This window comes from Ralstonia edaphi (assembly GCF_958350185.1).
GTDB classification, from domain to species: Bacteria; Pseudomonadota; Gammaproteobacteria; order Burkholderiales; family Burkholderiaceae; genus Ralstonia; species Ralstonia edaphi.
Map to the genome: position 1 here is coordinate 610,481 of NZ_CATWHI010000001.1, position 23,088 is coordinate 633,568.

General features: G+C 65.3%; 21 protein-coding genes. 7 read left to right on the forward strand and 14 right to left on the reverse strand.

Annotation, left to right across the window (positions count from 1 at the left end):
* Positions 1-2 precede the first annotated feature (2 nt).
* On the reverse strand, positions 3-533 hold the full coding sequence (locus tag R2669_RS02735) for a hypothetical protein (RefSeq protein ID WP_316898411.1): 531 nt from the start codon (positions 531-533) through the stop codon (positions 3-5).
* A 301-nt stretch (positions 534-834) separates the two neighbouring features.
* Here R2669_RS02735 and R2669_RS02740 point away from each other — a divergent pair, with 301 nt between their 5' ends.
* Positions 835-2,619, forward strand: coding sequence for an IlvD/Edd family dehydratase (locus R2669_RS02740; protein ID WP_316898412.1), 1,785 nt, complete (start codon positions 835-837; stop codon positions 2,617-2,619).
* 21 nt (positions 2,620-2,640) lie between these two features.
* On the opposite strand, the gene R2669_RS02745 is transcribed toward R2669_RS02740, so the two are convergent.
* Positions 2,641-3,657 (reverse strand): LacI family DNA-binding transcriptional regulator, encoded by a 1,017-nt coding sequence (locus R2669_RS02745; protein WP_316898414.1) that lies wholly within the window; start codon positions 3,655-3,657, stop codon positions 2,641-2,643.
* An 86-nt stretch (positions 3,658-3,743) separates the two neighbouring features.
* Positions 3,744-4,499: an IclR family transcriptional regulator gene (locus R2669_RS02750; protein WP_316898416.1), complete on the reverse strand. Its 756-nt coding sequence runs from the start codon at positions 4,497-4,499 to the stop codon at positions 3,744-3,746.
* 139 nt (positions 4,500-4,638) lie between these two features.
* On the opposite strand from R2669_RS02750, the gene R2669_RS02755 reads away from it, so the two are divergent.
* Positions 4,639-5,823 carry a fumarylacetoacetate hydrolase family protein gene (locus tag R2669_RS02755; RefSeq protein WP_316898418.1) on the forward strand — a complete coding sequence of 395 codons (1,185 nt, stop codon included), beginning with the start codon at positions 4,639-4,641 and terminating at the stop codon, positions 5,821-5,823.
* Here the strand turns inward: R2669_RS02755 and R2669_RS02760 are convergent.
* From R2669_RS02760 to xylF, 5 genes are all read right to left on the reverse strand, one after another.
* Positions 5,820-6,719 carry an SMP-30/gluconolactonase/LRE family protein gene (locus R2669_RS02760; RefSeq protein ID WP_316898420.1) on the reverse strand — a complete coding sequence of 300 codons (900 nt, stop codon included), beginning with the start codon at positions 6,717-6,719 and terminating at the stop codon, positions 5,820-5,822. The two genes, R2669_RS02755 and R2669_RS02760, sit on opposite strands and share 4 nt — an antisense overlap.
* Complete coding sequence (xylB, locus tag R2669_RS02765; RefSeq protein WP_316898422.1) at positions 6,716-7,483, reverse strand: D-xylose 1-dehydrogenase; 768 nt, start codon at positions 7,481-7,483, stop codon at positions 6,716-6,718. The genes R2669_RS02760 and xylB overlap by 4 nt, the downstream gene beginning before the upstream one ends.
* Before the next feature lie 46 nt (positions 7,484-7,529).
* Positions 7,530-8,732, reverse strand: a complete 1,203-nt coding sequence (locus tag R2669_RS02770) for a sugar ABC transporter permease (protein ID WP_147216293.1) — start codon at positions 8,730-8,732, stop codon at positions 7,530-7,532.
* Positions 8,729-10,300: a D-xylose ABC transporter ATP-binding protein gene (xylG, locus tag R2669_RS02775; protein ID WP_316898424.1), complete on the reverse strand. Its 1,572-nt coding sequence runs from the start codon at positions 10,298-10,300 to the stop codon at positions 8,729-8,731. Before xylG ends, R2669_RS02770 begins: the two co-directional genes overlap by 4 nt.
* 81 nt (positions 10,301-10,381) lie before the next feature.
* Positions 10,382-11,410 (reverse strand): D-xylose ABC transporter substrate-binding protein, encoded by a 1,029-nt coding sequence (gene xylF / locus R2669_RS02780; RefSeq protein WP_316898426.1) that lies wholly within the window; start codon positions 11,408-11,410, stop codon positions 10,382-10,384.
* A 268-nt stretch (positions 11,411-11,678) separates the two neighbouring features.
* Between xylF and R2669_RS02785 the strand changes: the two genes are divergently transcribed.
* Both R2669_RS02785 and R2669_RS02790 read left to right on the forward strand, forming a co-directional pair.
* A complete protein-coding gene (locus tag R2669_RS02785; RefSeq protein WP_316898428.1) occupies positions 11,679-12,902 on the forward strand; it encodes a XylR family transcriptional regulator in 1,224 nt (407 codons plus the stop codon).
* Complete coding sequence (locus tag R2669_RS02790; protein ID WP_316898430.1) at positions 12,899-13,981, forward strand: aldose epimerase family protein; 1,083 nt, start codon at positions 12,899-12,901, stop codon at positions 13,979-13,981. Before R2669_RS02785 ends, R2669_RS02790 begins: the two co-directional genes overlap by 4 nt.
* Positions 13,982-14,008: 27 nt before the next feature.
* Here R2669_RS02790 and R2669_RS02795 read toward each other — a convergent pair whose 3' ends face one another.
* The gene (locus tag R2669_RS02795) at positions 14,009-15,436 is read right to left on the reverse strand and encodes a nucleobase:cation symporter-2 family protein (RefSeq protein ID WP_316898431.1); all 1,428 of its coding nucleotides are present in this window, start codon (positions 15,434-15,436) and stop codon (positions 14,009-14,011) included.
* Positions 15,437-15,784: 348 nt separating this feature from the next.
* On the opposite strand from R2669_RS02795, the gene R2669_RS02800 reads away from it, so the two are divergent.
* Together R2669_RS02800 and R2669_RS02805 are read left to right on the forward strand one after the other, a co-directional pair.
* Positions 15,785-16,849, forward strand: a complete 1,065-nt coding sequence (locus R2669_RS02800; RefSeq protein ID WP_316898433.1) for a hypothetical protein — start codon at positions 15,785-15,787, stop codon at positions 16,847-16,849.
* Between the two features lie 142 nt (positions 16,850-16,991).
* Positions 16,992-17,240, forward strand: coding sequence for a hypothetical protein (locus R2669_RS02805; RefSeq protein WP_147216302.1), 249 nt, complete (start codon positions 16,992-16,994; stop codon positions 17,238-17,240).
* On the opposite strand, the gene R2669_RS02810 is transcribed toward R2669_RS02805, so the two are convergent.
* Positions 17,234-17,794 carry a hypothetical protein gene (locus R2669_RS02810; RefSeq protein ID WP_316891400.1) on the reverse strand — a complete coding sequence of 187 codons (561 nt, stop codon included), beginning with the start codon at positions 17,792-17,794 and terminating at the stop codon, positions 17,234-17,236. The genes R2669_RS02805 and R2669_RS02810 overlap by 7 nt on opposite strands.
* 480 nt (positions 17,795-18,274) lie before the next feature.
* Here R2669_RS02810 and R2669_RS02815 point away from each other — a divergent pair, with 480 nt between their 5' ends.
* On the forward strand, positions 18,275-19,378 hold the full coding sequence (locus R2669_RS02815; RefSeq protein ID WP_316898436.1) for a LysR family transcriptional regulator: 1,104 nt from the start codon (positions 18,275-18,277) through the stop codon (positions 19,376-19,378).
* 8 nt (positions 19,379-19,386) lie between these two features.
* On the opposite strand, the gene R2669_RS02820 is transcribed toward R2669_RS02815, so the two are convergent.
* The 4 genes from R2669_RS02820 to sctQ all read right to left on the reverse strand — a co-directional run bounded on the left by R2669_RS02820 (position 19,387) and on the right by sctQ (position 22,977).
* Positions 19,387-20,274, reverse strand: a complete 888-nt coding sequence (locus tag R2669_RS02820) for a helix-turn-helix transcriptional regulator (RefSeq protein WP_316891402.1) — start codon at positions 20,272-20,274, stop codon at positions 19,387-19,389.
* 110 nt (positions 20,275-20,384) lie between these two features.
* A complete protein-coding gene (locus R2669_RS02825; protein ID WP_316898438.1) occupies positions 20,385-21,137 on the reverse strand; it encodes a lytic transglycosylase domain-containing protein in 753 nt (250 codons plus the stop codon).
* Between the two features lie 24 nt (positions 21,138-21,161).
* Positions 21,162-21,821, reverse strand: coding sequence for a type III secretion system export apparatus subunit SctR (sctR, locus tag R2669_RS02830; RefSeq protein ID WP_065854284.1), 660 nt, complete (start codon positions 21,819-21,821; stop codon positions 21,162-21,164).
* Positions 21,814-22,977 carry a type III secretion system cytoplasmic ring protein SctQ gene (sctQ, locus tag R2669_RS02835; protein WP_316898440.1) on the reverse strand — a complete coding sequence of 388 codons (1,164 nt, stop codon included), beginning with the start codon at positions 22,975-22,977 and terminating at the stop codon, positions 21,814-21,816. The genes sctR and sctQ overlap by 8 nt, the downstream gene beginning before the upstream one ends.
* Positions 22,978-23,088: the final 111 nt, after the last annotated feature.

The window sequence follows — 23,088 nt, forward strand, 5'->3', positions numbered from 1 at the left end:
ACTCAGCCGGCCACACCCTCTTCAGCCGGCAAAAACCCGCGGAACGACACTTCCACCTGTTCCACCATCGACGCCGATGTGGCTTCGCGCAGGGCCGCCAGCAGCGCATCGAACGCGCTTTCCACGGAAGCGCGGTCGGTGGCCTCCACCAGGCGCTGGCGGATCGGATGCTCGGCAGAGCTGAATGTGCGCGCCGCAATGTCCATGAGGTACATGCGCGCCGCCGCCAGCGAACGCTTGCGCGCCGGCGCAGCCGGCTTGGGCGTCTCGGGCTGCGGCGCGTCCACCTGAACGAAGACGGGCTCGCCGGCAACATCGGTGGCGCTTTGAATGAAGCCTGCCTGCACCAGCTCGAACACTGCCTGCGCTTCCAGGCCGAGCTGGCCGGCACGTACAGCGAGGTCCTCGCCCGTGACTTGGCCATCGACCATGATGAGCAGCGCGCGGCTTGAGCGGCTGAGCACGCCGCCACGCGTGGCGATTTCACGTCGACCCGCGTCCGTCTTTTCGAATCGTGCAGATAACGTCTGCATGGCAGCCCCCATCCTTCCCCCGAAGATCGGCCCAACATAGGGCGCGTTGTTTGCAGAATCGTGAAACCGCACGCCCTCCCCCACCAGCCGGGGGAGCAGCAAACGCTTGCGCTCAGGCAGGTGTCAGCAAATCCAAACACCCTCTCCGAAAGCAGGGCTGATAACACGCGCTATTGCCTGCGCCTTCTTCCGGCTCTACCATGCGTTGTTACCGGTACCAAAATTGCCTCCCAGGCTTCCGGAAAGCGCCACACCGATTCCCCGCAGAGGGAACCCTGTTCCACATAACAACCGAGACACCATGCCCGCCCAACCTCCACGCCGACTGCGCAGCCAGCTCTGGTTCGACGACCCAAGCCACGCAGACATGACCGCCCTCTACGTCGAACGCTTCATGAACTATGGCCTGACGCGCGAAGAGTTGCAGTCCGGCCGGCCGATCATCGGCATCGCGCAGACGGGCAGCGACCTGGCGCCGTGCAACCGGCACCACATCGAGCTGGCGCAGCGTGTGAAGGCCGGCATACGCGACGCGGGCGGCATTCCGATGGAGTTTCCGGTTCACCCGCTGGCCGAGCAGAGCCGCCGGCCGACCGCCGCGCTCGATCGCAATCTGGCCTATCTCGGTCTGGTCGAGATCCTCCACGGCTTCCCGCTCGACGGCGTTGTGCTGACCACCGGCTGCGACAAGACCACGCCCGCCTGCCTGATGGCCGCCGCCACGGTGAACCTGCCTGCCATCGTCCTGTCTGGCGGGCCGATGCTGGACGGCTGGCACGAAGGCAAACGGGTCGGCTCCGGCACCGTCATCTGGCATGCGCGCAACCGGCTGGCTGCCGGCGACATCGACTACGAAGGCTTCATGGAGCTGACCACCGCGTCGTCGCCGTCGATCGGCCACTGCAACACGATGGGCACGGCGCTGTCGATGAACAGCCTGGCCGAAGCGCTGGGCATGTCGCTGCCCGGGTGCGCCAGCATTCCGGCGGCATATCGCGAGCGCGGGCAGATGGCCTATGCCACGGGCAAGCGCATCGTCGACCTCGTGCGTGAAGACATCCGCCCCTCGACGATCATGACGCGCGCGGCATTCGAGAACGCCATCATGGTGGCTTCGGCGCTTGGTGCGTCGACCAACTGCCCGCCGCACCTCATCGCAATCGCGCGCCACATGGGCGTGGAACTGAGCCTTGAAGACTGGCAACGCCACGGAGAATCGGTGCCGCTGCTGGTGAACTGCATGCCGGCCGGCGAATATCTGGGGGAGAGCTTTCACCGCTCCGGCGGCGTGCCCGCCGTGTTGCGCCAATTGGACGCGGGCGGGTTGCTGCGGCGCGATTGCCGCACCGTGTCTGGCCGCACGATCGGCGCGATTGCCGATGCCGCGCCCGACGCCGACCGCGATGTCATCTTCCCTGTGGACGCGCCGCTCAAGCATCGCGCGGGCTTCATCGTCCTGTCGGGCAATTTCTTTGACAGCGCGATCATGAAGATGTCGGTAGTGGGCGAGGCATTCCGGCAGACCTACCTGAGCGAGCCCGGCGCGGAAAACGTCTTCGAGACGCGCGCGATCGTCTTCGATGGCCCAGAGGACTATCACGCCCGCATCAACGATCCGGCGCTCGAGATTGACGAACGCTGCATCCTCGTCATCCGCGGCTGCGGAACGGTCGGTTATCCGGGCAGCGCGGAGGTCGTCAACATGGCGCCGCCGGCGGCACTGGTCAAGCAGGGGATCGAATCGCTGCCGTGCATGGGCGATGGCCGGCAGAGCGGCACATCGGCGAGCCCGTCCATTTTGAACATGTCGCCCGAGGCGGCGGCGGGTGGCGGCCTGGCGCTACTGCGCACGGGCGATCGGATTCGTGTGGACCTCAACGCGCGCAAGGTCGACGTATTGGTCGACGCGGAAGAGCTTGAGCGCCGGCGTGAAACCGCAACGTTCAGCGTGCCGCAGTCGCAAACGCCTTGGCAGGAGATCTATCGGCAGTTTGTCGGGCAGCTTTCGACGGGCGGATGCCTGGAGCCGGCAACGCTGTATCTGAACGTGATCGAGACACGCGGCAATCCGCGGCACTCGCATTGACGCTGCGTATAAAGCCGCCGGCTATGCGCTCTCGCGCTCGACCACGCTGAAGTCGATGCGCGAGAGCTTGGGCGCGCCCGTGGCCTCGCCAACGCCGAGCGCATCGAGCAAGACCTCGCCCGTGCGCAGGCCGATGCCGTAAGCATCGACGGAAATCGTCGTGATGGTCGGGTGGCAGCACCACGCGACTTCAAAGTTGCCGAAGCCCGCAACGGCAATGTCGCCGGGCACGGACATGCCCCGCCGGTGGCATTCCATGATGGCGCCGAATGCGGACATATCGCTCACGCACATCACGGCATCGGTATCCGGCCAGGCTTCGAGCAGCGCGGCCATCGCGGGGCCGCCGTGGCTCATGGTGATGGGTGATTCGCCCAGGCGGATCACGCGCGGCTCGCCCAGGCCAAGCGCCTTGATTCCGCTGACGTATCCACGCATGCGGTCGGTGCCGCGCCGGTCCAGCTCGCTTGCGCCGCACAGGAAGCCGATGCGCCGGTAGCCCCGTTTGTGCAGGTGATGCACCATCGCGAGCGATGCCTTGGCGTTCGAGAACCCGACCGCCCTGTCGATCGGGCGCTCAGGCAGATCCCACATCTCCACGATCGGGATCCCGGCGCGCTCCAGCAGCGCGCGCGTGCCTGCACTGTGGTAGCGTCCGGTCAAGGCAATGCCACGCGGCTGATGGCGCAGCAGCGACTTCACCAGCGCCTCCTCCTGATCGAGGTGGTAGTCGGTATCACCCAGCAGCAGTTGCAGACCATGCGGCGCAAGCGCATCGCTGAGCCCGCGCACGGTATCGGCAAAGTTGGAACTGGCCAGCGAAGGCACCAGGGCGGCGACGAACTCCGATCGGCCGCTGGACAACATCCCGGCCGCAGCCGTGGCAACGTAGCCGAGCGCATCGATGGCCTCTTGCACGCGCGCGCGGGTTTCGGGCGACACGCTGCCGCCTGCCAACACACGTGACACGGTCATCTTCGACACGCCGGCAACGCGCGCAACATCGGCCATGCGAGGAGGAGTGGTGCCGGTGGTCATGAGAAACGCCTACGCGCCAAAGGAAAAGAGGACAGAAAAAAGAGGAGTGGCGATCATAGCGGAACCGGCCCTGCAGCGGCCCGCCCCTATGCCTGCGCGAGCGCGCGGCCGATGCGGTCCGCCATGCCTGCAACACCAACGACGAGGCGCTTCTCCCGGCGGGCGTCCAGTCGGCTGACCGGCACGCTGGAACTCACCGCAACGCGCTTACCGAGCGGCGTCACACCTACAAACGCCGCAAAGCAGGCGAGCCCTGCCACCACCTCCTCACGCTCCGTCGCCAGGCCCCGCACGCGAATGCGCTCAAGGTCATCGAGCAAATCGGCGCGGCGCGTGGTGGTGCGCTCGGTCATGGCGGCAAGACGCGCCGGCAGCAGCGCACACACCGCTTCGTCATCGAGGCTCGCCAGCAGTGCCTTGCCCAGCGCGCAGCAATGGGCCGGCAGGCGCAGGCCGACGTCCGATACCAGGCGCACCGGCCGCGGCGCATCCTCCCGGGCGATATAGACGACCTCCGTGCCGTCAAGCACGGCAAGCTGCACGACTTCGTTGTGCGTGGCCACGAACGCGGCGGATTCGCGCCGGAACGCGGCGAGCAGGCTGTCGTGGCGGAAATAGGCGTTGCCCAGCTCAAACAACGTCAAGCCGATCAGGTAGCCGTCGGCCCGCTTCTCGATCCACCGGCGCTTTTCGAGCGACTCCAGCAGCAGGTACAACGTGCTTCTGGACATGCCCGTCGCCTGCGCCAACGCCGCTGGCCGCACAGGAGACGTCGCCGCGCAGAGTATCTCCAGTACGTCGTGAATGCGCTTGAGCGCTGGCACCTCATAGTCTGTCTTCACTGAAAACCCGCCCTGTTCATGAGTGGCTAGATTGTCCAACAGGTTGGAAATTGCGTCACGCTGTTGGACACCCTGCATCGCCCTCTCTACGATCACGCGGGTTCCCTGGCAACAGGGGTGTCCAATTGACGGAGTGCACATGACCGACATCGCCAACTACTTGCCGCACGATCTTGAGCATGCAACGCTCGTGGGTCGGGTGTGGCGCAGAACGGCCAACGGCGAGGGGCCATCCGTCGTGGTGGTACGCAACGGTGTCGTTTTCGACATCACGGAAGCCGTGCCGACCGTGTCGGATCTGTTCGAGCATCCCGACGCAATGGCCGTCGCCCGGCAGGCACCCGGGGAAAACCTGGGCCGCGTCGAAGCGCTCGTCGAACGTTCCATGGCCGCCGACCGTGCAAGCAACGCTCCCGCCCTGCTCGCCCCGAATGATCTGCAGGCCATCAAGGCCTGCGGCGTGACGTTCGCCGTCAGCCTGATCGAACGTGTGATCGAAGAACAGGCCGGCGGCGATCCGACCAAGGCCCGCGACGTGCGCGAATCCATCGTCGGCGTGGTGGGCTCGGATCTTTCAAAAATCAAGCCCGGCTCCGATGCCGCCATGCGGCTCAAGGAAGAACTGCAGCGCCGGGGCGCGTGGTCGCAATACATGGAAGTCGGCATCGGCCCCGATGCGGAAGTGTTCTCCAAGTCGCAGCCGATGTCGGCAGTCGGGTTCGGTGCCGATGTGGGCCTGCATCCGGCCTCGCGCTGGAACAACCCGGAGCCGGAGATCGTGCTGGCGGTCAGCAGCGCCGGACATGTCGTGGGGGCGGCGCTGGGCAACGACGTGAACCTGCGCGACATCGAAGGGCGCTCGGCGCTGCTGCTGGGCAAATGCAAGGACAACAACGGCTCCTGCGCCATCGGCCCGTTCGTGCGCCTGTTTGACGAGCACTTCACGATCGACACGATTCGCACGACGCAGGTGTCGCTGCGCGTTGAGGGCGCCGACGACGGCTTCGTGCTCGACGGCGTGAGCCACATGAGCGAGATCAGCCGCGACCCGCTCGACCTCGTCGCCCAGACCTGTGGGCCGCACCATCAGTATCCGGACGGCTTCATGCTGTTCCTCGGCACGATGTTCTCGCCGATCAAGGACCGTGACGCGCCGGGCGCCGGCTTTACGCATCACCTCGGCGACCGCGTGACGATCAGCGCCCCACCCCTCGGCGCGCTGGTCAACACGGTCCGCCTGTCGACGGAGATCGCACCGTGGACGTTCGGTGTGCGCGCCCTGTATCGCAACCTGGCTGCACGCGGGCTCGTCCGTCAGGACTAATCGGGCTTCGCTGCGGAAACGTCCACGGCACATTCCGTGGATGGGAGTCCCTTGACCGGCGCGCGAAACGCAAACAAGCCGCCGGCAAGCGGCTCCTTCTGCAACGCCTCGTCCGTCAGGCCCTTTCGTGCGGTGGTTGCATAGACGGTCTGCAAGTCGTCGCCGCCGAACGCGAGCTTGGTGATGTTGGAACACGGAAAGGCGACGCGCCCGACGCATCGGCCGTCCGGTGAGAACCGCTCGATCCGGCCTCCGCCAAACAACGCGATCCACACGCACCCTTCTTCATCGACAGCCATGCCGTCGGGGTAGCCGGTGCCGTCGATGTTGGTGAAGACGCGCTTGCGTTGCAGGCTGCCGTCGTCACCGAGGTCGAAGGCGTAGACCACGCGCTGCAAGGTATCGGTGTGATACAGCGTGCGGCCGTCTGGGCTCGCGGTCGGGCCGTTCGTGATGACGTAGCCCGAATCGCGCACGCTCAGTCGGCCATCCCGACCGACGCGGTAGAGCTGCCCGCTCGCCTCGCGCTCCCCATCGTCCATCGAGCCGAACCACAGCGCCCCGGTGCGATCGACATAGCCGTCGTTCAAGCGGTTTCCCGGCCGATCGGTTTCGACGGGCAGCATGCGGCTGAAGATGCCGCTTGCGAAATCGAACCGATAGAGACCGCCCTGCACGCCGCAGACCCAGCTGCCGTCAACGCAGGGCAGCGCAAAGCCGATCTGGCCGGGCGCGACCCAACTGCGGCGCACATCGGTATCCGGGTCATAGCGATAGAGCCGCCGGCCCTTGATATCGACAAAGACCACGCAGCGCGACGCGGCGTGCCACACCGCGCCTTCCCCCAGCGTGGCACCGATGCGCCAGACGCATTCCGGATTGATAGGCGCCATCATCCGCCGTACCACCCGGCATCGACAAAGTATTCGCGCGCCGTGCAGCGGGCAGCGTCGTCCGATGCAAGAAACAGCGCCATGCGCGCCACGTGTTCCGGCTCGACGCGTTCATGCAAGCATTGCTCGCCCAGCAGCTTGGCCTCGCTTTCGGGCGATTGCCAGAGCGCCATCTGACGCGGCGTGCGCACCGCGCCGGGCACGATGCAATTGACGCGAATGCCGAACCCGCCAAGATCGCGCGCCAGGCCGCGCGTCAGACCTTCAATGCCGGCCTTGGCCGTCATGTAGATGGCGAGGTCTGGCTGGGCAAGGTGCCACGAGATGGACCCGAGGTTCAGGATCACGCCGCGTCCCTGTTTTTTCATGCCGGGCAGCACGGCTTGCGCGCAGAAGAACTGATGGCGCAGGTTCACCTCGATGCGGTTGTCCCAATACGCCGGCGTCACGGTTCCGATCTGATGGCGGTCATCGTTCGCGGCGTTGTTGATCAGGACGTCGATGGGGCCGGTGTCGGCCTCGATGTCCGCGAACGTGGCGTTGAGCGCGTCGATATCGCGCAAGTCGCAGTGGCGGAAGACCGGCGGATGCACGCATTCGCCCAGCGATGTCGCCAGCGCTTCGGAGTCAGCCCGCGCGATATCCAGAAACGTCACGCGCGCCCCCTGTTTCGCGAAGCCTTCAACGATGGCCGCGCCAATGCCGCTGCCGCCGCCGGTAATCACAACGTTCTTGTTAACGAGGCTCGGATAGATTGCATAAGACATAGGAGATTCCAGTTACAGCAAAAGAGGTAAAACCGATAGCGCAACCTCAGCGGCGGCCGGAGCGCGAGATGACATCGACCCAGACGGCCAGCACGAGAATCCCGCCCTTGACGATCATCTGCCAGTAGGCGTCGACGTCGAGCATCGACATGCCGTTGTCGAGGCTGGCCATGACCAGCGCGCCGACCAGCGCGCCGTACACGGTGCCTGCGCCGCCGCGCATGGAAGTGCCGCCGATGAAGCAGGCCGCAATGGCATCCAGCTCGCCCATGGTCCCGGCGGACGGTGAACCCGCCGCAAGACGCGCCGTATTGACGATGCCGGCAAACGCACACATCAGGCCCATGAGCCCGAAGATGGCAAGCTTCACGCGATCGGTGTTGATGCCCGACAGGCGCGTGGCCTCGAGGTTTGAACCCACGGAATAGATACGGCGGCCGAACACCGTCTGGCTGGCGATCCAAGAAAAAATACCGAGCAACGCCAGCACGAGCAGAACGGGCACCGGAATGCCGCCATAGCTATTGAGCGTGGCGACAAACGCGACGATGACCGCACCCGCCACGACAAGCTTGGCGACGTCCTGCCAGAGCGGTGCAACGTCGAGTTCATAACGGCGATGCTCACGCCGCTGCCGGATCACCACGAAGATCAACAGGCAGAAGATCAGCACCGCCATCAGGTCGCCCACGCGGCGCGGCAGGTAGCCCTGCCCGATCAGCACGAAGCTGTCCGAGACCGGCGCAACGGTTGAGCCATGTGTGAGGCCCAGCAGGATGCCGCGATACGCGAGCATGCCGCCCAGGCCGACGATGAATGACGGCACGCCGCGGTAGGTCGACCACCATCCGTTGAACAGGCCCATGCCCACGCCGAGCAGCAGCACCACGGGCACCGTCGCCGTGATCGGCCAGCCCAATCCTTGATCCAGAATGGCCGCCACGCCGCCGAGCAAGCCGAGCAGCGATCCGACGGAAAGATCGATCTCGCCCGCGATGATGACGAACACCATCCCGCAGGCCAGCATCCCCGTGATCGACATCTGGCGCAGCAGGTTGGACAGATTGCGCGGCGAGGTGAATGCGCCGTTGGTCAGCATCGAAAAGAACAGCCAGATCGCGGCCACGGCGATCAGCAACGCCAGGATCTTGTAGCGTGCGAACAGTTGCCTCAGGCGCTGGCTTGCCTTGAACGTATTGCGCGAATCGCCGACCCCGCCGGCGGCTTGTGGGCTGGTTTGAGAAGTCATGCGTGACCTGCCTGATGGAAAGTGGGTGCGTGCCTGGGTGTGTGCCGGACTGGCTGAATGGCGGCGGTCAGAATGTGTTCCTGCGTCAGTCCGTCGTTCACGAAATCGCCGCGCAGTTCACCCTCGCCGATCACGAGCACGCGGTCTGAAATGCCAAGCACTTCGGGCAGCTCCGACGAAATCACGATGATGGCCATGCCACGCTTAGCCAAGTCACCGATCAGCTTGTAGATCTCGTACTTGGCGCCGACGTCCACGCCGCGGGTTGGCTCATCCAGAATCAGGACGCGCGGCTCCGTGAGCAACATTCGGGTGAGGACCGCCTTCTGCTGATTGCCGCCCGACAGGCTGGCAATGGGAAGCATCGGATGCGCGGCACGCACGGCAAGCCGCCGCATCTCCTTGCGGATCGTGTCGAGTTCGGCCGCGCCGTCAATGCGTCCGAGACGCGAGAAACGCTGAAGGACGGCCAGCGTGATGTTGTGCCCAACGCTCATCAGCGAAACGATGCCGTGACGTTTGCGGTCTTCAGGCACCATCGCGATGCCCGCACGAATGGCGTCAAGCGGCGCGCGGACTTTCAGCGGTTTGCCGTCAAGTACAAGCTCCACTTCACTGGCACCTTCATACGCGCCAAACACTGCCTGCATCAGCTCGGTGCGCCCCGCCCCGACCAGCCCCGCCACGCCAAGAATTTCGCCACGCCGCACGGCGAACGACACATCGTCGACACGCTTGCGCCCCGGGTTGTTCACGTCGTAGCACGTCACATTGCGCGCCTCGAAAACCACCTCCCCGATGGGATGCGGTTCACGCGGAAACAGCTGTGTAATCTCGCGCCCGACCATCTGCGCGATGATGCGGTCGGTGCTCAGGTCGCGCATCGGCGCGGTGGACACATGGCGGCCGTCACGGATGACGGTGACCGTGTCGCACACCGCCTCCACCTCGTCGAGCTTGTGCGAGATATAGACGCACGCAATGCCGCGCGCCTTCAGGTCACGCACGATATCGAGCAGGATGCGCGTCTCCGCCGCCGTGAGCGATGACGATGGCTCATCCAGAATCAGCAGCTTGGCGCGCTTGTTGAGCGCCTTGGCGATTTCAATCAGCTGCTGGTGTCCGCCGCCGTAGTGCATCACGGGCAGCGCCACGTTGATGCCCTGGATGTTCAGGTCGCGCAGCAGCTTGTCGGCGCCCTGGTACATGGCCGCGTAGTTCATGCGCCCGCCGGGCAGCGTGATTTCGTTGCCGAGATAGATGTTCTCGGCCACCGACAGCTCCGGCACCAGCATCAGTTCCTGATGGATGATGACGATGCCGGCACGCTCGGTGTCGCGAATGCCGCTTGCGTGGAGCGGCTTGCCCTCCCAGAGGATTTCGCCATCCCAGGTGCCGCTCGGGTAGACGCCTGAGAGCACTTTCATGAGCGTCGACTTTCCGGCGCCGTTCTCGCCGCACAGCCCCACACACTCGCCCGGCCTCACGACCAGGTTGATACCGTCCAGCGCCTTCACACCGTCGAACGTCTTGACGATGCCGCGCATCTGCAACAGAGGTTCAGACATGCCCCGTCCTTGAGGTACGAACGCGGCCGGCGATGCAGCGTTGGCTCATCGCCGGCACAAAGCGGCCCTGACTACGCGACCTTACTGGCCGCCGATCTGCGCCTGCGTGTAGAAGCCGTCTTTCACCACCAGGTTGACGTTGTCCTTCGTGAGCTGGGTGGGCTGCAGCAGCACGGTGTCGACCTTCTTCTTGCCGTTGTCGTACTGCGCGTTGTACTTCGGCTTGTCACCCTTCGCGAGCGCGACCGAAAGCTGCGCAGCCTCGGTGGCAATCAGCTTGAGCGGCTTGTAGACCGTCATCGTCTGCGTGCCGGCAATCACACGCTTGACGGCAGCAAGGTCGGCATCCTGCCCCGACACCGGCACCTTGCCGGCCAGCTTCTGCGCAGCCAGCGCCTGGATCGCGCCCCCGGCCGTGCCGTCGTTGGAGGCGACCACGGCGTCGATCTTGTTGTTGTTCGCGGTCAACGCGTTTTCAACGATACCCAGCGCTGCAGAGGCGCTCCACTCCGGCACCCACTGCGAGCCCACCACCTTGATGTCGCCGCGGTCGATGGCCGGCTGCAGCACCTTCAACTGGCCCTGCCGCAGCATCTTCGCGTTGTTGTCCGTCGGCGCGCCGCCCAGCAGGAAGTAGTTGCCCTTCGGGCGCACGTTGTAGACGCCCTGCGCTTGCAGCTCGCCCACTTTTTCGTTGTCGAACGAGATATAGGCGTCGACGTCTGCATCGAGAATTAGGCGGTCATACGACACCACTTTGATGCCGGCCTTCTTGGCTTCGGCCACCACGTTGGTCAGCGCCTTCGAGTTGAACGGCACGATGACGATTACGTCGACGCCGCGCGAGATCAGGTTCTCGATCTGGGAGATCTGGCGCTGCTCGCTGGCGTCCGCCGATTGCACCGACACCTTGGCACCCAGTTTTTCTGCGGCGGCGACAAAGTAATCGCGGTCGCGCGACCAGCGCTCCACGCGCAGGTCGTCGATACAGAAACCAATTTCGGGATGCGCCTTGCTCGCGTGCGCCAGCGGCGCGGCCATCGACAGGCTGGCGAGCATTGCACCGCAAAACGCGGCCCTCAGAACACTACGGCGTTGGTTCGATTTCATGTCTCACTCCATCTTCTTTTGTTGGTGGGTACCGACGTGGCGTCTGCTGCGCCGCAATAGATTTCGGCCGGCTCGACGGCAGTCGCATGGTGCATGCGCCGCCTTCGCACCGGCAATTACGAAATTTCCCAACCGCCCTAACATTTCTTGCCACCCGGCGAGCATCCTCTGACAGCGCCGCACGCAGCCCATAGAATGTGCGGGCGAGCGGCACGCCCCGGGGCCGCCGCCGTATGGCAACCCCTGCCACCGCGAGCGCCCACAGCCCATGCATCGTCAACTGCCAGATCCATCGCAGCACGCGCGGATTCATCGCATTGCGCTGCTGTTCAACGCCAACAAGGTGTACGACCGCGAGATCATCGCGGGCATTGGGGACTACATGCGCTCCACCCGCGCGACGTGGGACCTGTTTCTGGAAGAGGATTTCCGCTGCCGGCTGCCTGGCATCGAGCGCTTTGACGGCGACGGCATCATTGCGGATTTCGACGACCCCGCCGTCGCCGAAGCATTACGCGGTTGCCCGCTGCCCGTGGTAGCCGTCGGGTCCTCGTATGAAGACCCGGAGCACTACCCGGCAAAGGAGCCTTACGTTGCAACGGACAACGGCAAGCTTGTCTCGCTCGCCTACCGACACCTGATCGAAGCGGGCTTGCAGCACTTTGCGCTGTACAGCCTGCCCCAAGCGCCCGAGAACCGCTGGGCACAGCAGCGCGAACTGGCCTTTACGCGCTTGCGCCGGCAGGACAATCCCGCCGCGCCCATTGAGCAGGAGATTTACCGCGGCCTGTCGACCAGCGCACCGACCTGGCATCAGGCGATCAGCCAGTTGATCGAATGGCTGCGCGGCTTGCCCAAGCCCATCGGCATCATCGCCGTGACGGATGCGCGGGCGCGGCATCTTCTGCAGGCGTGCATGACGGCAGGGTTCGCGGTGCCGGAAGAGATCGCCATCATCGGCATCGACAACGATCCGCTCACGCGCACGCTGAGCCGCATCCCGTTGTCGTCGGTCATTCAGGGCACCGTGGAGATGGGGCGCACCGCCGCCCATCTGCTGCACCAGATGCTGGGCGGCGCGCGCCTGGCAGGCCGGCAGATCCTCGTGCCGCCCGTGGGCATCAATGTGCTGGCGTCGTCCCGGCACCAGCCGCTTGCCAGCCCCTATGTCATGCGGGCGCGGCACTTCATTCGGCAGTACGCCTGCCAGGGAATCAAGACCGAGCAGGTCGCGGACTACGTCGGTATCTCGCGGTCATCGCTCGAAGAACACTTTCGTCGTGAGTTGAATTGCACCGTGCACCAGGAAATCCTTCGCCATAAGCTCGACGCGGCCAAGCACATGCTGGCCAGCCGTGATGTCGCCACCGCCGAGGTGGCGGTGCGCTGCGGCTTTACCTCCCCGCAATACATGCATGCCGTATTCCGCCGTGAGCTGGATTGCACGCCGCGCGAATACCAGGAACGCGCCACCACGGAGAGCCAATCATGAGCATCGCGCCCGCGCTCTCCGCACACGCGCCGCTCGACGGCGCCATCTCGTCAGCAACGTGGGGGCACTTGCCGGACGGCGAGCCCGTTCGGCTGTTCACGCTGCGCAATGCCTTGGGCATGCGCGTTTCGATCAGCGATCTCGGCGCGACCCTCGTCTCATGGCAAGCGCCGGACCGCAGCGGGCGCCTGGGCGAGATTCTGCTCAACCATGCGACGCCTGCTGCCTACCTTGAATCGGGCGGCTTTCTGGGGGGCTTGATCGGACGCTGGGCCAACCGGATCGCAGGCGCGCGCTTTACGCTCGACGGCATCGACTACGTGCTCGACCGCAATGAGGGCGGCAATCTGCTGCACGGCGGGGCGAGCGGTTTTCATCGGGCGCTATGGGACGCCGAGGATCAGGACGGAGCACTCGTCATGCGGCTCACATCTCCGGAAGGCGATGCGGGATTCCCCGGCAATGTCGCCGTGCAGGTCCGCTATGCGCTTGACGACGACGGCACGCTGTCGATCGACTACGAAGCCCGCGCCGATGCGTCCACGCCAATCAACCTGACCAGCCACGGATATTTCAACCTGAGCGGCAAGCCCGGCACCGACATCAGGGGCCACATCCTCTCGATCGATGCCGACGCCTATCTGGAAGTCGATGCCAAGCTGATTCCGACGCGAGCAATGAGTGTCGCGGGCACGCCATTCGATTTTCGGCAAGGGGCGCCCATTGGCGTGCGGCTGGACTGGCCCAACGCGCAGTTGGCGCAGGCCGGCGGGTTCGACCACTGCTTCGTGCTGCGCAATACGGCGCCGGACGATCGCCCGCATGTGCGCCCGGTCGCGCGGCTGTATGAACCCGGCAGCGGCCGCGAATTGACCGTGCTGACCGATCAGCGCGGGCTTCAGTTCTATTCGGGCCACATGCTGTCGGGCACGCACGCGCAACGCAGCGGCTTATGTCTGGAAGCGAGCGCGTTTCCGAACCAGGTCAACATGCCCGATGCAGAAGCGGTCATGCTGCGCCCGGGCCAGGTCTACCGGCAGCACACCGCATACCGCGTCTCGGTTGCCGGAGAAACCTGAACCGCGTTGAAGCGCGGCGTTGGATGTTCAATGCGCGGCAGCGGCCGCACCGTGCATGACTTCATGCGAGCCGCGGATGCCGTTAAACCAGGCGTTCAGCACCACGGCCACCAGCGTGCCCATCACGATGCCGCTGTGGGTGATCGGGCGCGTCCAGTCCGGGAAGTGATGGAAGAAGGCCGGCGCCAGCGTCGGCATCATGCCAAAGCCGACCGACACCGCGATGATCAGGAGGTTATGGCGCTGCTGCTGGAAATCGACCATGCCCAGCATGCGGATGCCGGCTGCGGCCACCATGCCGAACATCACGATGCCCGCCCCGCCCAGCACGTATTGCGGCACCGATGCCACCACGTACGACAGCTTCGGAAACAGCCCCAGCACGATCAGCAGCACCCCGCCGGCCGCCGCCACATAGCGCGACCGCACGCCCGTGATCGACACCAGGCCGATGTTCTGCGAAAACGACGTATGCGGGAACGTGTTGAACACCCCCGCCACCACCGTCGCCAGACCATCGGCCCGCAGGCCGTTGGTCAGTTCATTGCGTGAGATCGGCTTGCCGACCACGTGCGCCAGTGCGAGAAACATGCCGGTCGACTCCACCAGCGTGATCACGATCACGATGCACATCGAGATGATGGCCGACAGCTCGAACTTCGGCATGCCGAAGTAGAACGGCGTCACCAGCGTCATCAGGGGTGCGGCGCTCGCGTCGGCCAGCGACACCTTGCCGAACGCCGCCGCGACCAGCGTGCCCGTCACGATGCCCAGCAGCACGGCGATGTTGCACAGCAGTGCGTTGCCGAACTTGGTCAGCAGCAGGATCGTCACCAGCACAAGCGCGGCGATGGCCAGGCCGAACGGATCGCCAAACGCCGGGTTCGGCACCATGTGTTTCACGCCGTCCACCACCTGCGGAACCATCTGCTGGCCGCCCGCGGCCCAGTTGATCCCGACGCTCAGCAGCGAAAAACCGATCAGCATGATGACCGTGCCCGTCACCACGCGCGGGAACAGGCCGAGCAGCCGCCCCATCAGCGGCGCAACGGCAATGCCGAACACGCCTGAAACGATCGACGCCCCGAAGATGCCGGGCAGCCCCATGCCGGGCTCCACGCCGATGGCGATCATGGGCGCCACCGCCGCAAACGTGACGCCCATCATGACCGGCAGACGGATGCCGAAGATCAGGAAACCGAGCGATTGGATGAGCGTGCCGATCCCCGCCGCAAACAGGTCGCAATTAACGAGATACGAGAGATCGCTCTTCGACAGGCCAAGCGCATTGCCGACAATCAGCGGCACGGCGATCGCCCCGGCGTACATGACCAGCAGGTGCTGCAGGCCAAGCGCGAACAGGCGCGGCAGGGGCAGAAATTCGTTGACGGGATCTGCAACGGCGCCGGTGATTGTCGACGAAGTGGGCGAGGGTTGGCCGGGGGATTGGCGCATTGTCTGTCTCCTGGGGCCGCCCCCGTGTCAATGCCGGGAGCGTGCTTTAGGCGGATGGGGCGGGTTCCATTCGCCAGCATTCATGCGGCGTGATGCCGCGTATTTGCCGGAATCTTGGAGGGCTGCCCTTTTTCTGTCAACAATTCCATACGTTTTTTGTGTACATATTTTGCGTTCTGAAACGCGTGTGCGCTTCGGACACCATCCAACGCTGCTCGGCCCTAAAACAAAAAAGCAAACCGGTCAGCCGCGCGACGCATCCAGCTGCGCGGGCTCGGAATGTTCGTAGGCCTGCTGCCGCCGGAGCGTGACTAGACTGGGTCGGTCATTTTTCTACACGAGCCCATCATGACGATGATCGACGGAGCCAGCATCGGCTACTGGAAAGCGCACGCGCCGGCGCCGGAAACCACGGCCGCGCTGAACACGCTGAGGACCTTCAACGCCTCGCATCCGCTGAACGGCGGGCCCTCGCAAGTGCTCACGACCGCAAACCTGCTCGCCACGAAGACGTCCGAGCCTGGCGCCAGCGCGGCCATGGAGGCCGTCAACCGTGAGCGCCAAGAGGTCAGCGCCGCTGAGGATGCGTGCCGCACGCTGGTCGCCCAGGCGCGTGCCGGCAAGCTCGACACCGACATGCTGCGCGAGGTCCGCTCGCAGACGCAGCAGTTCCAGGACGTGGTCAACGCAGAGGCCAACAGCGGCAGTGAAGCCATCAAGACGAGTGTCCGGAACTACATGGCGGACGGCAAGCCGGCAGATTTCCTGGCCGACTTCCAAGTCGAGACCCAGCGCGCGGACGAGGTCAGGAACATCGTCGGTGCACAGAACAGCAGCCCCTACACGGTGATGGACACCGACAGCTATGCGCACAACACGGTTGCGCCGCTGTTGGACCAGACCCGACACGACATGCAGGCAGTCGCGCAACATCTGCCCGGCAGTCCGGAGAACAACGCCGCGCTGATCAACCTGACGCATGACCTGGACGTGCTGAAGACCACCCGGCAAACGCTCCAGCAGGATGGCGCTGCCGCCGGCAACATGCAGAACCTCGGCGGTGCCCTGCAAACGCAGGCCACGCAGCACATGACGTGGGGATTCAACCAGTTGAACCAACTGGAGCCGCTCATGCGGGACGCTACTCAAGTGCAGCGCCAGGGCGTGATCGATGTGGCGATCACGCATACGCCGAATCTGGCGGGCCTGCGTGACAACGCTCTGGCGGCCCTGAATGACGTCGAGGCGGCACACAAGAGCGTGATGGACCCATCCAACGCTGTGACCACGATCCAACAGGTGTTGGGAGGCGTGACTAACCCAACTGGCGAGGCAATGCTGCAAGCGGATATTTATTCGAGCAGTGGACTGGAAGCGCTTATCAGCGATCCTTCGTTGCGGTGGTCGCGCTGATAAGTCCGACGATAAGAGATGCAGGGATCGGCGCGAAAACCGGAAGCCAGCACAACGTCTCCGCTTTTGGTGGGTTCCTCTTGGCTCCTGCATCGAAATCCTCCCTTACCACTGCACCACCCGGCACACGCCTTACGAATCCGTGTGGTGCGCGTGGGATGCAGCGGCGCATGGCTATCGCTACTACACGCCGGACAAGGTCTATGTGGGCCGTCACGGCCGCGTGGTCCGCTACGAGCCCGGGCAGGACCTGAGCACCGTGGCGCCGGGGCAGATCTATCGCATCACGCTCACCAGCACGCTCACGAAGCGCAAGCCGATGGGCGATGCGCGCGCCATCCTGGCCGCCCACCCGGAATTGGCCGGCGGCCAGGCACGCATCGATTACTGACGCCCTGACGACGCTGCGGTGCCGCCATCGGCCTTTCGGCGCGGCCACATGCGGTACACCCAGTTCGACATGAAGTAGCAAAGCAGGCCGCCGATGAACACGCCCATGGGCGTCGTGCGGCCAACCCAGAACAAACCGATGGTGATCACCGCGAGCATGAGCGTGCTGATGGCTGTGACGACCGCCGGCAGCACGGAGGTGATTTCGACATCAGTCTCGCCGACGGCCTCGACGCCCTCGCCTTCCACGATCAGTCGGTCCCGCGCCAACGCGGGGTCGTACCCGCTGATCACGACGTGCCCGCGCCGCGCGCCCAGCCGTGCCGCACGCACCCGCGCTCCGAGCATCGTCAGCACCATCGACAGCGTCATGGTGAGCACCGCCCAGCCCATGCCCACCACCGCCATCAGCGGCGTCGATGCGCGTACTTGAGTGCGCAGGATATGGAGCGCAATGGCCCAGCAGATGACGACGCCCACCAGGAAAGCGCCGCCAACCACAATGAAGGCGATATACGCCTTCCGGCGCGGTTTGCTCGAAGCGTCGCGTTGCATGACGGGCTCCTGACCAGCAAGAAAAGCGATCCGTCGATTCTGGCAGCGGCCCGCACGCACGGTGCCTCCGAGAAATCGTGCGGCTGGTCCGGCTGTTGTCAAACGATGCGTCACGCACCGTAGGCCCGGGAGGGCTGGCGTAGCGTGCCAGGGAGCCTGCCGGGGAAGCGCGTCGCGCACTTTCACGCCGGCAAAGCCGCCCCTCATATGACGTAAGCCCCGGCGCCCATGCCTTTTCAGCATAAGGACTACGGTTTTGGCTATTGCGCCGCAAACCCATGCCCACGCTTTTGCCATGCCCAATGGCAGGAACCCGACAATCGTCGCAAGAAAGCGCGCACGCCCCATAAGCCAACGCGCTATCGTTTTCGCAGGCCCTTGAGCAGCGGCGCCCTACGAAAAGCCGGACAACTGCCCAAGTCTTGAAGACATACCCTAGCGGGGCGGATCACCGCCTCTGTTTCCACGATGTGTACGCGCATGGATCTGCGACAGCTTCGCTATTTCGTTACGGTTGCCACGACCGAGAACATTGCTCAAGCATCTGAACGCCTGCATATCTCGGCCTCGCCGCTCAGCCGGCAGATCATCCGCCTGGAAGAAGCGCTGGGTGTGATGCTGTTCGAGCGCGAGCGCAAGCGCCTCAAGCTGACCGAGGCCGGGCGCAGGCTGCTGACCGAGGCGCGGGCCCTGCTCCAGCAGGCCGACACGCTGGCCCGGCGCATCGTCCAGCCGGACACCAGCCAGACCGAAGCCGACGCCAAGCTACAGACCGAACCCCGTACGCCGCTGACATTCGCCTACACGCAGTCGTCGCTGATGCCCGGCATGCCTGCGGCACTCCAGCGCGTGGTGACGGCCTTGTCGACAAGCGCGCCCGGCATGCGCGCCGACATGCTGGTCATGGCGCCGGAACGCATCGTTGCCAACGTCATGCGCGGCGTGTTGCACGCCGGGCTGATTGCGGGCTACGTGCCCGTGCACAACGGTCTGGACCAGGTGTCGGTCGCCTACGAGCGCGTAACGCTGGTGGTCTCGGTCAACCATTGGCTGGCCCGCCAGAACGTGGTGGACGCCTGGCAGCTCGATAACGTGCCCATCGCGCTGGACGCCGCCTTGCACGACGGCCTGTTCGGCGCCCTGACGCACTGGTGTGGCCGACATGGCGCCACGCCCGGTCCGCTGCTGATCACGCCCGACGCTGCCGGCGCCAGCGACCTGGCTGCCAGCGGCATCGCCGTCACCCTGCAGGTGGGCCAGGCACATACCGCGCTGCCGCCGGACCTCGTGCGCGTGCAATTGGCGTGGGACGCCCCGCAGATCCATACTGCATTGGTGTACCCGAAGGTCGACTGCCATCCGGTCGTCCGTGCGGTGGTATCGGCGCTGGGCGGCACGCACACCGAAAGCGCACCGGCCCCGCAGTCGAAGCTCCTGTCGGTGCCCGGCCTCGGTGTGCTGACCGACAAGGGCACGCCCGTCACACCGGCCCCCGCCCACATTGAGATACCGACCACCGCGCCGTGCGGAAGCACGGTGCTCGTCGACGACCACCTGGGCTTCATGCACTCCATGCTGGCCTGACGCGCACCCTATCCGTAGCAGGCGGCCTTCACCAGTTGCACGCGCGTGGTCACGCCAAACAAGGCGCGCAGGCGGCGCAGGTGGTAGTCGACGTTGTGCGTGGTGAGTTCGAGCAGCTGGGCGATCTCGCGATCGGTCATCCCCTTGATGAGGCAATCCAGGATGCGCTGCTGCACCGGCGAGAGATGCGGATCGCCGGGCAGCGGTCGACTCGGCACCAGCTCGTAGGCGCTCTGGTATTCATGCACCGCCATGCCGAGTGCCAGCGCCTGACCGATCACGGCGTCAGAAATCCAGCGCCGGTTGCGGTTGCTGGAATGAAAGCGCACCACCACGCGCGCCCGCCCCTCCGGGGCCGGCCAGCAATACGTCACGCCGCTCGACACGCCAAAGGCCGCGCAGTCCAGCAGATACGCCTGCATGCGGGCGAGTCCCGGGGTGCGATCCGTCCACGCAGCAAGGTCATCGGCATCCCACACCAGCGGTGTGCCGCTGGCCAGGCACCGCTTGAGGCACGGATCGATCTCGTGGTAACGCTGCGAGAAATAGCGATGGATCCAGTCAGGCTTGCCGTAGGTGGTGAGGCTGGAGAGCACTTCCACCGTGCCGGAAATCATGCGCGCGACGCTGTACTCGAAGCTGTCGAAGCCGATGCTGGTCAGCACCTCCTGCACCTTCTGGCGGCGCTGATACGGCTGCATGCTGGCGGCCAGCTGCGCGGCGAGCTGCGGCGCATGGACGGCCAGCGTGTGCGGCGGCTGGCGCGTGATGATCTTCTGGTCGTCGAACAACAGAACGCCGCCCAGCGTGCGCATGTGCACGGCATCATGCAGCCCGGCGGTGGCCGACTGGGGCGTGAAGTAGGAAGCTCCGGCGTTGTCGCTGGCACTCGTCATGGTGGGTTCCCGGAAAAACCGCAATGGCTCTGCGTAGTCTTGTGGTTGCCTATGCCGCTGTCCATTGCCGAATGAGAACGAGATCGGACGCGTGCGGTCCGATGTTCCGCTCAGTGCCCAAGGCAGCGCACGCAAGTCCCGCGGCCGCAACTGACAAGCATGACCTGCCGTCCGGCGGTGCAACGTGCGGACGATGTCATCGGGCGTGTGGACAACGGCGACGGCGTGGGCGCTGGCATGGGCGCTGCAGCGGCCTGCACGCGCCGCGACGGCTCCGCCAGCGGGATCGGCTGCACGCGTGCGGGGGCAACGTCGATCGGCGGCACGCCCGCTTGCGCGTTGGCCACCACGCGGCTCACGTAGCCTTCTCGGTACCCCACGCTGAAGCCTCCCGAGTAGTAGCAGGACAGCGCATGCCGCAAGGCTTGCTGTTCGATGGCCGTGCTGCGCGTGGCCCGCGTGAAGCACTCGCCCAGGATGCGCTGGCTGGCGGCCAGATTCCGGCACGGGTCGAGCACCGTGGCGGTGGTCTCGCCCAGGCGGGCAAGGTTGCGCCGGTTGATCTGCGCAAGGCCCAGGCTGAAGTCGTAGCCGCGCTGCTCAAGCATCTGAATGGTCGCCTGCGCTTCTTCCATCGACACCGGTTGCCGCGCGAGCCGCGCGCCCACCACGCCGATCGCGTAGGGGTTGTAGCCGGACTCGGTTCGCACGAGCGCCGCCAGCGTCATCACATCCACGCGCGGTGCGCACTGCTGTGCCACCTGTGCAAACTCCGCGGCGGAAAGCGCGGGGCCCGCATGTGCCGGGCCGGCGGCAAACGCCACCACGGACATCAGCACGCCGAAAAAGACACGAAACCGCATGGCTGCCCCTTCCGTGTTGACGGTTCAGTGGTACGACAGCACCAGCCCGTGGATCAGCACGGCCCAGCCGTCCAGCATGACAAACAGCAGCAGCTTGAACGGCACCGAAATCGTCGTCGGCGAGATCATCTGCATGCCCAGCGCCAGCAGCACGTTGGCCACCAGCAGATCGACGATGACGAAGACGATGTAGACCACAAAGCCGATCTGGAACGCCTTGGTGAGTTCGGTCAGCGTGAAGCTCGGCACCAGCACCGTCAGGTCATCCGCCTGCAGGTTCTGGGCACGCCCGCTGGGCCAGATGTTGGTGGCGGATTTCAGGAAGAAATTGCGCTCGCGCTCCTGCGTGTGCTTCTGCAGGAAAGCCTTGATGGGCGGCACGCCCGCGTCAACGATGGCCATGACGTCGTCCACGCTGAACTGCGCGCCGGAATTGAAGTTGCGGCCCTTCAGGTTGTTGACCATGTCGCCGCCCACCGGGGCCATGATGAACAGCGTCAGGATCAGCGCAATGCCGTTGAGCACGAGGTTGGGCGGCACCTGCTGGATGCCCAGCGCATTGCGCGTGAGCCCGAAGACGATCACCAGCTTGGTGTAGCACGTCACCATGAGTGCCGCGAACGGGATCAGCCCGATCGCGACGATCATCGCGATCATCGGTACGGGATTCGGCAGGCTAGGCATGGTCTGGCGTGTCGTGCACGAAGGCGGCGACGCGCACGGCGAGCCGGTTGCCGACGGCCACCAGTTGGCCGCTGCCCACCAGGGTGCCGTTGGCGCGGATCTGCACGGTCGTGTGGTTCAGCGGCTGCTCCAGCTCGATGACCTGCCCGGGCGCCAGATTGCGCAGCACGTGCAGCGGCAGCGCCTGCTCGGCCAGTTCAAACGTGGTCAGCACCTCGATGTCGTCAAACGAGGCCACCGGGGCGCCTGCTGTGGCCGCACCGGGCAAGCCCTTGGCCTGCACCGGTTTGGCGGGGTTCCTCTCATCGGGCATGTCGCGCTCCGTGTGGCGGACGGCGTCCACCATGATTTGTTTGCCGAGTGCATGCGCGGCGATGCCCAGCGTGGGAATGCCCGGCACCGTGCCGACGCACTCCAGCGCCGCACCGCGCGAAGTCCATTTCTCGATGGCGATGATGTCGCCCTTGGCCACGCCACGCAGTTCGGAGGCGCGCAGCTGCGTCTGCCCGATCGAGAAATGCACACCGATCGCCAGGCGTTCCATCCATTGCGGGGCGCGGTTCGCGGTGTTCGCAGGCGCGTCGCGGTGCGCTTCTGCACTGGTCACTTCCTCCAATGCCTGCTGCCAACGCTGCCAGCCGGCAAGGTCATCCATGGCGATGGCGCCGCTGCCGCGTGTGGCGCCGTCGTCGGTGCCCACGGTAAAGCCCACGGCGTGCTGCATGAGCCATGCAGTGGTCGGGCGCATGGTGGCGTCTGGCTGCCAGCGCACCGGCTGGCGCAACTGCGTCTCCACCGCGCGCGACACGTTGCCCAGCGCATCGGCCGCCAGCGCGCAGAAGATGGCATGCGGCACATCGGGCTGCACGCCGTCATCGGCCAGGCGCGTGGCCAATGCCACGTCCGCCAGCAGCCAGCCTTCATGCTTGCCCACCGCAAAACGCAATGCATGCCAACCCGGCAGCGGCGCATCCGGCTGCGTTGCCGCATCCGCGCCCAGCGGCGTCCAGCGCAACCGCCAACGCTCGGTACCAACCTGCACCAGCGGCAGCGGCACGTCGCCATGCGCCTGCACGTACGCCCACGACTGGGCCCGCGCAACGCCGCTGTCCAGGCGCAGGAGTCCTTCGGCCTGCGCGAGGTCAGTGACCGACACGGGCATCTCTCGCTTCACGTTCTTTCGCGGCTCGCGGCTCGTTGGGAGGGTGGCTGGAAAACGGAGCCACTGTAGTGCCGATGCCCCCCCACGCCCGCTACTCGTTCTCGT